At 71.1% G+C, this 9,680-nt stretch carries 12 protein-coding genes; 4 read left to right on the forward strand and 8 right to left on the reverse strand.

Features of this window, described 5'->3' with window-relative positions:
* Window positions 1-16: 16 nt before the first annotated feature.
* From MXD61_RS19350 to MXD61_RS19360, 3 genes are all read right to left on the reverse strand, one after another.
* Window positions 17-499 carry a MerR family transcriptional regulator gene (locus tag MXD61_RS19350; protein WP_248814887.1) on the reverse strand — a complete coding sequence of 161 codons (483 nt, stop codon included), beginning with the start codon at window positions 497-499 and terminating at the stop codon, window positions 17-19.
* 19 nt (window positions 500-518) lie between these two features.
* Entirely contained in the window at window positions 519-1,514 is a 996-nt protein-coding gene (locus MXD61_RS19355) for an NADP-dependent oxidoreductase (protein ID WP_248814888.1), read from the reverse strand.
* 78 nt (window positions 1,515-1,592) lie between these two features.
* Window positions 1,593-2,468, reverse strand: a complete 876-nt coding sequence (locus MXD61_RS19360; protein ID WP_248814889.1) for a class I SAM-dependent methyltransferase — start codon at window positions 2,466-2,468, stop codon at window positions 1,593-1,595.
* 211 nt (window positions 2,469-2,679) lie between these two features.
* On the opposite strand from MXD61_RS19360, the gene MXD61_RS19365 reads away from it, so the two are divergent.
* The 3 genes from MXD61_RS19365 to MXD61_RS19375 all read left to right on the forward strand — a co-directional run bounded on the left by MXD61_RS19365 (window position 2,680) and on the right by MXD61_RS19375 (window position 4,297).
* Complete coding sequence (locus MXD61_RS19365; protein ID WP_248814890.1) at window positions 2,680-3,390, forward strand: helix-turn-helix domain-containing protein; 711 nt, start codon at window positions 2,680-2,682, stop codon at window positions 3,388-3,390.
* An 89-nt stretch (window positions 3,391-3,479) separates the two neighbouring features.
* Window positions 3,480-4,133 (forward strand): superoxide dismutase family protein, encoded by a 654-nt coding sequence (locus MXD61_RS19370; protein WP_248814891.1) that lies wholly within the window; start codon window positions 3,480-3,482, stop codon window positions 4,131-4,133.
* Window positions 4,134-4,159: 26 nt separating this feature from the next.
* Window positions 4,160-4,297 (forward strand): hypothetical protein, encoded by a 138-nt coding sequence (locus MXD61_RS19375; protein WP_248814892.1) that lies wholly within the window; start codon window positions 4,160-4,162, stop codon window positions 4,295-4,297.
* Here the strand turns inward: MXD61_RS19375 and MXD61_RS19380 are convergent.
* The gene (locus tag MXD61_RS19380; protein WP_248814893.1) at window positions 4,284-5,081 is read right to left on the reverse strand and encodes a ferritin-like domain-containing protein; all 798 of its coding nucleotides are present in this window, start codon (window positions 5,079-5,081) and stop codon (window positions 4,284-4,286) included. The genes MXD61_RS19375 and MXD61_RS19380 overlap by 14 nt on opposite strands.
* Window positions 5,078-5,710 carry a ferritin-like domain-containing protein gene (locus MXD61_RS19385; RefSeq protein WP_374629201.1) on the reverse strand — a complete coding sequence of 211 codons (633 nt, stop codon included), beginning with the start codon at window positions 5,708-5,710 and terminating at the stop codon, window positions 5,078-5,080. The genes MXD61_RS19380 and MXD61_RS19385 overlap by 4 nt, the downstream gene beginning before the upstream one ends.
* 66 nt (window positions 5,711-5,776) lie before the next feature.
* Here MXD61_RS19385 and MXD61_RS28955 point away from each other — a divergent pair, with 66 nt between their 5' ends.
* Window positions 5,777-5,980, forward strand: a complete 204-nt coding sequence (locus tag MXD61_RS28955) for a hypothetical protein (RefSeq protein ID WP_374629202.1) — start codon at window positions 5,777-5,779, stop codon at window positions 5,978-5,980.
* 830 nt (window positions 5,981-6,810) lie between these two features.
* Here the strand turns inward: MXD61_RS28955 and MXD61_RS19390 are convergent.
* From MXD61_RS19390 to MXD61_RS19400, 3 genes are all read right to left on the reverse strand, one after another.
* Window positions 6,811-7,428: a malonic semialdehyde reductase gene (locus MXD61_RS19390; RefSeq protein ID WP_251080245.1), complete on the reverse strand. Its 618-nt coding sequence runs from the start codon at window positions 7,426-7,428 to the stop codon at window positions 6,811-6,813.
* Window positions 7,429-7,636: 208 nt separating this feature from the next.
* Window positions 7,637-8,473 carry a class I SAM-dependent methyltransferase gene (locus tag MXD61_RS19395; protein WP_374629204.1) on the reverse strand — a complete coding sequence of 279 codons (837 nt, stop codon included), beginning with the start codon at window positions 8,471-8,473 and terminating at the stop codon, window positions 7,637-7,639.
* Between the two features lie 205 nt (window positions 8,474-8,678).
* Window positions 8,679-9,455 (reverse strand): pirin-like bicupin family protein, encoded by a 777-nt coding sequence (locus tag MXD61_RS19400; RefSeq protein WP_248814897.1) that lies wholly within the window; start codon window positions 9,453-9,455, stop codon window positions 8,679-8,681.
* Between the last annotated feature and the right edge of the window lie 225 nt (window positions 9,456-9,680).

A 9,680-nucleotide genomic window follows, 5' to 3' on the forward strand; every position in this document is an offset into this window, starting at 1 on the left:
CTCCCCCTCGTCGCCGTCAGGACCGCATGACCGTCAGGACCCCGCCGTCGGTCGTGAGCTCGCCGTCCGCGAGTTCGTCCGTGGGCTCGTCCGCGGGCTCGTCGTCCGTGGGCGTGCGGTCCTCGGGATGGGCGGCCGATGTGCGGGCCGCCAGTCTGTCACGTAACGTCGTGAGACGGGTGATCTCTGCGTCCAGCGCGGCGATGCGACGTTCGACGACGCCGCTCGTCGCGCTGCACACCCCGCGGGGATCGCCGTAGCGCGGCAGGGTGTCACCCTCGAGCAGGTGCAGCCGGTCGGTGCAGGCCCGCACGTCCTCGACGGTGAGCCCGAGCGCCAGCAGCTCACGGATGATCCGAAGCCGGTTGACATCGGCCTGGTCGTACACACGCTGCCCCGAGGCGGTGCGCCGCGGTGGTGGCAGCAGCCCGCGCTGCTCGTAGAACCGTAGCGCGCGCTGGGTGGTGGCGGCCGCCGCCGCGGCCTCCCCGATCTTCATCCGCGTCCTCCAGGGTGCCCTACACCTCGACGATGACCGTGCCGAAGTGCTGTCCCGCGATGGTCTCTGACAACGCACGTGCGGCGTGTTCGATACCGGAGACACGCACCGAGGGAAAGGTGATCTCGCCGCGGCCAAGCCAGTCGCCGAACCGCTCGCTCCAGTCGGTGGCCACCGTGTTGTCGAGCCCGCGCAGCGTGATGTGCTTGAGGATCAGCGCGAAGGTGTCCAGCGCGACGGAGGCGACGGTCCCCGTGGAATCCGGGGCGAGCTGCCCGGCCAGCGCCCCCACCAGAACGATCCGGGCGCCTGGTCGGGCGGCGGCCACCGCCGCCTGGAGCTGTTCACCGCCGACGTTGTCGATCACGACGTCGATGCCGTCCGGGGCGGCCTTCGCGAGCCCGTCCACGAACGGCGCACCGCCACGCAGGACGACGTCGTCGTAGCCGAGCTCGTCGACCAGCCGCCGCGCCTTGGCCGCAGAGCCGGTGCTGCCGATGACCCGCCCGGCGCCGAGCAGCCGGGCGATCTGCCCCGCCAGAGAACCGACCGCACCGGCCGCTCCGGACACGAAGACCGTCTCGCCCGCCGCCAGCCCGCTCTGCCGCAGTGCCGCGTAGGCGACCCGCGCCGAGGAGAGGTGGGCCGCCGGATCGGCCAGTACGTCACCCAGCGGCTGGACCTGCGCGACCGGCACGGCCGCGTACTCCCGCCAGCCCTGCCAGTGAAAGACCAGCGCACCCGGCCGCAGACTGGCGTCGGCCGGTGCGGCGACGACCTCGCCGACGGCCGCGCCGAACAACGTGTCACCCGGATGGATGGGCGGGAACGGCGCGTCCTCGACCCCGCCGCCCAGTACCGTGCGCAGCGCTGCGAACACATGGAAGTAGCGGTTACGCACCAGCACCTCGCCGTCACCTGGCGTGGGCACCGGCACTTCGGCGACGGCGAAGTCCTCCGGTCGGGGCAGACCGACCGGTGTGCTGACAAGACGAACCTCACGGGAACCGGACATGCGCGCGACCGTAGCCCCTGACCCGCACGTCAGGGTCAAACCCCGGTGGTCAGCAGACGGGTGGTCAGCAGACGGTGGTCAGGAGACGGCGGTAGGGGTGCGCAGGGTGATGAGGGTTTCGAGGTAGGTGGAGGGGAGGGCGACGGGCTGGCCGTCGAGGTTGCGGTTCCAGCGGCGGGCGAGGGCGGTGAGGTCGGCGGCCAGGGCCGCGCGGCCGGTGTCGTCGAGGGCCTCGAACGCCTTGTGGGTCGGGCCGTACCAGCGGCGGAAGGTGTCGGTGAACTCCTCGGGGGAGGCGTAGCGGAACACGCAGGTGCGCTCGAGCGTCCGGATCTCGGCCGCGTCGGCGCCGAACAGGGCGGCCAGGTGCTCCCGGGTGCCCCACAGCAGCGGGGAGGCGACCCCCGCCGGCGGGGGCACGTGGCGGCTGATCGTCCGGAACATCTCGCCGATGAAACCGTCCGGGGTCCAGGTGACCAGCCCGAGCAGGCCCCCGGGCCGGGCGACGCGGATCATCTCGGCGGCGGTGCGCTGGTGGTCCGGGGCGAACATCGAGCCGAAGACGGACAGCACCGCGTCGAACGAGGCGTCCGGGAAGGGCAGCGCCTCGGCGTCACCGAGCCGGAAGTCGACGTCGAGTCCTTCGGCGGCGGCCCGGGCACGTCCCCTGGTCAGCAGTTCGGGGACGTAGTCGACGCCGACGACGCGGGTGCCCGAGCGGGCGGCGGCGAGCGTCGCGTTGCCGCAGCCGCAGGCGACGTCGAGCACGTCCCAGCCGGGGCGCAGGTCGGCGGCCTCGGCGAGCAGCTCGCTCTGTAGCACGATCCGGCCGGCGATGACGGTGTAGTCGCCGCTGGACCAGATCTTCTGCTGCTTCGCCTTCACCGCGGCGAGGTCCGGGCCGGGGGCGGTCGTCGTGGGGCTGGTAGTGATCGTGGTGGGGCTGGTGGTCATGGTGGTTCCTCCGGTATCGGGCCAGCTCAGGCCGGGTGGGCGAGGCCGGCTGGGGCGCCGTGACGAACGCGGCGCGGTGTCTGTCCCGAGGTTGCGCCGGGGGCGGTGGGGTCGACCAGTCGCATTTCTGGACCTGGGGTGTCGGCCGGACGTCAGTGCTGACCGCTGCCGGGCGATGCCACCAGCGCGCTGGGCGTGATGCAGTGGTGGGGTGCCGATCCATTCCGACTACTGCCCCATCGCGCTCGGCGTCGAGATCCTCGGCGACCGGTGGACACCGCTGGTGATCCGCGAGCTCATGGCCGGCGCCGAGGGGTTCAACGACATCCACCGGGGCCTGCCGCGGATGAGCCGGACCCTGCTGACCGGACGGCTACGCGCGCTCGAACGGCACGGGCTGGTCCGCCGGGAGGTCGCCGAACGGGGCCGGCCAGGTCGTTATGTGCTCACCGAGGCCGGTCAGGCGATCACGCCGATCGTCTGGTCGTTGGGGCAGTGGGCCGCCGAATGGGTCTTCGATGACCCGGATGACGGTGATTGCGATGGACTGTCGCTGATCTGGCGGCTGCACCAGCATGCGGTGCCCGAGCGACTACCCTCTCGGCGAACGCTCGTGCACCTGACGTTGACCGGCCCCGGTGCCGCCCAGGGCTGGCTCGACGTCGAACGGCCCGCGATGACCGTCTGCAAGGAGGAACCGCGTCAGGACGTGCACCTGCGGGTCACGGCCAGCGGCAGGCAGATGCACCGCTGGTTGGTCGGACGCACGCCGTTTCGCGCCGTGCTCGACGCCGGCGAGGCCGAGCTGCACGGGCCGGCGGCGCTGGTCCGCGCCTTTCCCACCTGGTTTGACACCACGACCTTCGCCGCCGCCCAGAGCCGTCACCATCAGCACACGGACGGTCTGGGCGAAGCCGGTTAGCACCCGGGCCGGGCGCACCGCCGTCGGTGCTTGTGCCCGGTGAAGGTCCGCGCACGAACGATCTCGGTCATGGACAGGAGAGGACAGTCATGGTTCGTGGGCTCGCACACGCACGTCTGGGAGTCGGCGCGATCGCCGGCCTGCTGACCGTCGCCACGCTGGCGGCCGGTTGCGGGGGCGACACCACAGGGGGAACCAGCATCGCCGCCCCACACGCCTCGGTGACGGAACACGTCTCGACGCCGGCCCCCGACGCGACATCGTCATCCCCGTCATCCCCGTCGGCGGCCACCTCCGCCGAAGCCGACATGGGCGCGATGACGGTGAATCCGTCGGCGACCCCGGCCAGCCAGGTTCCCGGGGCTCGCGAGTCGACGTTCATCCTGCTCAACACCAGGCCGCCGGGGCACAACGACGTTCGGGGAACCGCCTGGCTCGCCCAGAACGCCACCAGCGGCACCACCCTGACCGTCACCGCGACCGGCCTGGTAGCGGGTGGGAAGTACGTCGCGCACCTGCACGCCAAGCCCTGCGCGGTGGACAACGGCGGTGGACACTTCAAGTTCGACCCGAACGGTCCGGCCGCACCGCCCAACGAGGTGCATCTGGCCCTGCCCGCCGACGCGGCCGGCGCCGTCCAGGGAACGGTCACCAATGCCCGTCCGGTGGGCGACGCCGCCCAGTCGGTGGTCATCCACCCCGTCGACGCGTTGGACAAGCGGGTGGCCTGCGCCGATCTGTGAGCCCGCGCCAGCGGTCCAGCCCAACGATGGTGCTCCTCGAGCCCTGTGACGATGACCTGAGCCATGTCCGCGACAACATTCCCGCGCTCGGCGTCGCGTTCGTCGGCTTCGGTGCGGTGGGCGGGATCGTGGCGCAGTGGTGGTGTTCGGCTATGCGGCGGTGAGCGCGGTCGGCGCGATCGCGGCGGTCGTGTCCAGGAACGAGTCGGGGACGGGATAGTCACCGAGAATGTAACGGAGAACCGCCGCGTGCATCGCCTCGACGGGGGCGATCGTCGCCGCGGTGGAGATACCGGTGGTGTTCGTGACGTTGGCCAGCGCGGAAAGATACGTCTGGGCCGCGCCGGTCTCCAGATCGAGGGCGATTCTGGCGACCTCGGGCAGCGTTTTGGCCTGGTTCAGTTTCGCGACCTCGCCGGCGGCGATCGTCAGGGGTGCGCCGGTGATCTCCGGGAGTTTCGCCGAGGCCAGCACACCGTTCCAGGCCCTCCCATGGTCGGTGTGCTGCGACCGGACAACGGTGACGAACTCGCCGATCGCCGGCGGCACGGTGCCGTAGGTGCCGGCGCCGGCCTTCGTCAGCACCGTCGAATAGGCGGCGACCGCGAGGTTCTCCAACGCGGCGGCGAGCGCCACGACCTTCAGATCACCGGTGTACCGGCCACCGGTGGTCGCGGCCGCGGACGAACCCATCCCACCGGTGTTCGAGCCGCCACCGGACGAGGAACTTCCGCAGGCGGCGAGGACACCGGCACCGACCGCGGTGAGCCCACCGAGCAGAACTCCCCGCCGGTTCGCCGCCCGCGCGCCCAGGCCCCGGCCCAGATCCCGACCCAGGTCGGTGAGCTGCGCGGCCGCGGCGGGAAAGGTGTCCCGGTGAGCCTGATCGAGATCGGCGGTCATCGCCCGCAGTTCGGCGTCGCCCACGTCCAGTCGCCTGCTGCTCATCGGAGGGCTCCTTCGGTGGCCGGCGAAGCCATGGTGGTGGGGTAGAAGGCGTTCGGGAAGGCGACGCTGCCCGCGGCCTTGGGCAACGTGGCCAGATTCGGCGGCAAGGTGATCAGAGCACCATTGCTGACCGGCAACAGCGCCTGGACGGCGAGCAGCACCGCCCGGTGCTGCGCCTCGACGGCGGCCACACTGCCGAGCAGCATCCGCAACATGGACGTGCCCACCTGGCTGACGTTGCGGGTGTAGGTCTGCGCGGCGACGTCCTCGAGGGTGATGGCGAGCGCGACGACATCCCCCGGGCCCTTGATGGTCGGCACCGCGGCCTTGACGACCGCCGCGTATTTCGGGTCGGGACCGTTCTGCTCCCTGCCACCAAGCTTCACCACGGCGGCGTTGAAAGCCTGGGCGTGTTCGGCATGCTGGGCCATCGTCTTCATCGCGAAGGCCTTCACCACACCGTTCGCCATGGTCCCGCCGATGAACGGCAGTGTCAGCGCCGTCGTGTAGGTACTGACCGCGAGATTCTCGATCGACGCCGCCGTCTGCAGAATCGCGATGTCGGACGTGGCGGCCGAGGCCCGTCCCGCGCCGGCCGCGACCAACCCGGTTCCGGCGATCCCCACCATGGCCGCACGCGGGGACCTGCGCCGCCTCGTCGTCCCGCGTCCCCGCCACCAGCCGCCTTCGCCAGCCTGGGTCTCGGCCTCGGCCTGGGTCTCGGCTTTGGTCTGGGTCTGGGCCTGGGCCTGGGCTTCCGCAGCGTGCGCTGCCGGCGGTGCGTCGGTGGGCCGTTCGGTGGCGCCGCCAGCCTGCTGTCCGGGGGAGGCCGTGGCCTCGAGGTAGTCACCGACAGCGGCCCGGTGGCCGCGCATCGCATCGCTGTGCAGGTCCTGTGACTGTTCGACCAGCTCATGTAGCTGCTGGTCATCAACGGCGTCGGTCACCGCACCCCTCCCTGTCCGTACCGTGTGACCCGCGCTCGCCTGGTGCGGAGCTCGGTGGTGCACACGGTGGGAGTTCGAGGCCGCGGCCCGACCGGATGGGTGTCGCCGCCGGAAATCTGCCGTCGGACCGCTGTGGTCGCCGCCCACACCCCCGCTTGGTGATCGGCGCTTCGCCGCCCTGCTGGACGTCGGATCATGGGGCCGTATGATCGTCGATCGCGTTCTCCGGATCGTCCGATATATGCACAAATAGGAGATTTGTGCAGCGTAATGGCGCGATGCCGGGGCCACGACGCCCTCTATCGCTGCCAGATCACGGTCATGTTCATGGCATGCCGAGGGTTGTTCAAGGATCTCGGCCTCCCTGCACCGAACATCCCTCGGCATGGTGTCGAACAGCCCTCGGCATCCGACCATGAATCGGGATGGCGGCGGGGAGAGGTGTCGGCGCTCAGCCATCCAAGAGAAAGGTGCGCAGAGACCGGCGCCGAACGTCTGCGGATGGTCGCGGCTATGGAAAACGGGGTGAGTCCCCGCGGCTGGGCCCCGGTGCCGCCCGGCGTGGTGAAAGCGGGGCAGCACCGGGACCCAGCCGATCGAAGGCGCGGTGACCCGGCGGCGCCGCGACCCGGCGGTCCGGCGACGCGGCGGCCTGGCGACGCGGCGGCCTGGCGACGCGGTGGCCTGGCGACGCGGTGGTCCGGCGGACACGCGGATGTGGTGTGGTGCGTGGACCTGGCCCGTCCGCGGGATCAGGTTCGGTCAGGTCCCGTCAGGTCGACTCAGAGGTAGTCGACGTAGTCGTCGTGGTCGAGTCGAGGGAGGCGGGGGAACCAGGGGTTGGCGCCCGGCTTGCCGATGTTGACGACGAGGATCGACCTGTACGAGCGGTCGGGGAAGAACTCGGCGTCGACGCCGGCGGCGTCGAAACCGGCCATCGGCCCGGCGGCCAGGCCGGCGGCGCGCACGGCGAGGATGAAGTAGGCGGTCTGCAGGGCGCCGTTGAAGCGGGCCACCTCCGCGCGGCGCTCCGGGTCACCCGTGAACACGTCGCGCATCTCGGGGCGGGCCGGGAACAGCTGCGGCAGCCGGTCGTGGAAGTCGACGTCGACCGCCAGGATCGCGACGACGGGGGCCGACTCGGTCTTGGCCCGGTTGCCTTCGGAGATCAGCGGTAGCAGGCGCTCCTTGCCTTCGGCGGTGGTCACGAAGGTGATGCGCAGCGGGTTGATGTTGGCCGACGTCGGTGGCCACTTGGCCAGCTCGGTGATGGCGCGGAGCTGGTCGCGGGAGACAGGCTCGTCGCTGAAGGTGTTGGCGGTGCGCGCCTGCGTGAACAGCAGCGCCACAGCGGCGGGGTCCAGCACGAGGTGATCGGCAGCCAGCTTCTCGACGGCCAGGCTGGCTGTCGACGGATCTTCGCTGGTGGGGATCTCGGTGGTGGAAGTCACGGGTCTCCGATGGGTGCGAGTGGGCGTCGTGAGGATCTACATCTGGTGGCCGGGCCGGCTGGCAGGCCATCCACGTCCTGCGGTGCCGGCGCGGCCGACAGGTCAACCATGTCGCCGGCCGGGTTATGCCGGCGCCCACGGGCCGAGGGGGCCGCGTTCAGTGGGATGCTGTGGCGCGCACCGCCCAGCAGGCCGCGGTGTAGCGGAAGTGGTCGGCCTCACGGAAGGGTTCGAAGGCGGCGCGGACGATGTCGACGACTGTGGCGCGGGTGGCCTCGTCCAGGTCCGGTAGAAGCCGGCTTACCGGGCCGACCAGGGTGAAGTACTGTTCCAGCTCCAGTTCGGACAGGACGCACGGCTCGTCCACCGGGACGATGTCGATGTTCGTCCAGCCGCCGCCGCGCAGAAGTCGCTCGGTGTGTTCTCGGCGGGCGAGCGAGAACGGGCCGGGTCCGTCAGGATCGCGTTGGGCGAGGCCCGGAAGAATCGGTGCCGCCGCCCGTTCGGCCGCCGTGAAGAAAGGATTCTCGGCCGGGCTGCGCCAGGAAACAAAGGTGAACTGCCCGCCGCCGCGGGTGGCGCGGCGGACATTCGTGAACGCGGCGACCGGATCGTCAAAGAACATCACCCCGAACCGGGAGATGACCGCGTCGAACCCACTCGGCGGAAAGGGATGACGCGCCGCGTCGGCATGCACGAACTCGACCGGCACCCCCGCCCGCAGCGCACGCGCACGCGCCGCGGTGAGCATCAGTTCGGAGACATCGACACCAACACAGTGCCCTCCCGAGCGAGGTTCCCCCGCGTCACCTCCGGCGGTGCCGCCGGCCCGGCGGGCGGCGGCGAGCGCCGTCGCACCGCCGCCGCAGCCCACGTCGAGCACCCGGTCACCGTCGACGATCCCGCTGGTCAGCAGGTCCGCGAACGGTTGGTACATCCGGTCGAGCAGGTCCTGCGCCGCGACCCATCCGCGCCCTGCCGCACCGTTCCACATCGTCTCCTGCCGCCCACCGGTGATCACCGCGTTGCCGCCCGCCGCGACTTCGGTGCCGCCGACGGGCCCGCCGACGCTCTCTCTCGACCCATTCATGATCTTGGCTCCTTGTTCTGACGCTCGCCGCCCGCGAAGCGGGTAGCCCCGCCCGCGGGCAGCACGTGCCGCCCGCCCAGGGGGCACGTGCCGTCCGCGGTGGGATGGGTCAGGCGGCGGCGAGGCCGGCGAGATCGGTGTGCATCTCCCAGACCAATATCTCCGCCGGGCCGGACGCCGCCGCGGTCACCCGATGGCCGCCGGTCGCGGTGAACCGGACGGCGTCCCCCGTGGCCAGTGTGCCCGCGCCCTCGAGTTCCACCTCGCCCGCGGCGACGAACAGATGCAGCCAGGGGGCCTCGGGCAGGGTGACCTCGCCGCCGGGCCGAAGCCTGGCGGCATGCAGGGCCGCGTGCCGGTTACGGATACGGATCGCGCTCTGCCCGTCATGACGCGCCATCCCGGACGCGACCGGCACCAGCCCGCCGCGCAGCAGTTCGTCCCCGATCTCCAGCTGCTCGTAGCCGGGGTCGATGCCGCGCGTGTCCGGTGCCACCCACATCTGGACGAAGTGCACGGGCTCGTCGTGCGGCTCGCCGCCGAGCCGCCAGGAGTCGTTCTTCTCCGAGTGCAGGATGCCGCGACCGGCACTCATCCGCTGGGCCAGCCCCGGGTAGATGACCCCGGTGGTGCCGATGGAGTCCTGGTGGACCAGCGAGCCGCGCAGCACCCAGGTGACGATCTCCATGTCGCGGTGCGGATGGGTCTCGAAGCCCGTCCCGGCGCGGACCGTGTCGTCATTGCTCACCAGCAGGACGCCGTGGTGGGTGTTGTCCGGGTCGTAGTGGTGGCCGAACGAGAACGAGTGGTGCGAGTCCAGCCAGCCCGTCCGGCTCGCCGCCCGGCTGTGGGAGCGGCGGATGTCCACCGACGCGGTGCTCGTCATGACGGAAACCTCCTACCTTCGGCGCATCCGGACCACTCCAGTGGATGCTTGCACGTGCAACTACCGAGGTGGTCCAACTCTTCCCGGCCCCGTCCGGTACAGGACGCGCCCACCGGGTATGCAGCCGGGCAGTGATCGGCAGAGTACGGATCGGCAGAGTACGGATCGGCAGAGTACGGATCGGCAGAGTACGGATCGGCAGAGTACGGATCGGCAGAGTACGGA

Origin of the sequence: Frankia sp. AgPm24, from assembly GCF_023243055.1 — a bacterium.
Classification (GTDB): Bacteria; Actinomycetota; Actinomycetes; order Frankiales; family Frankiaceae; genus Frankia; species Frankia umida.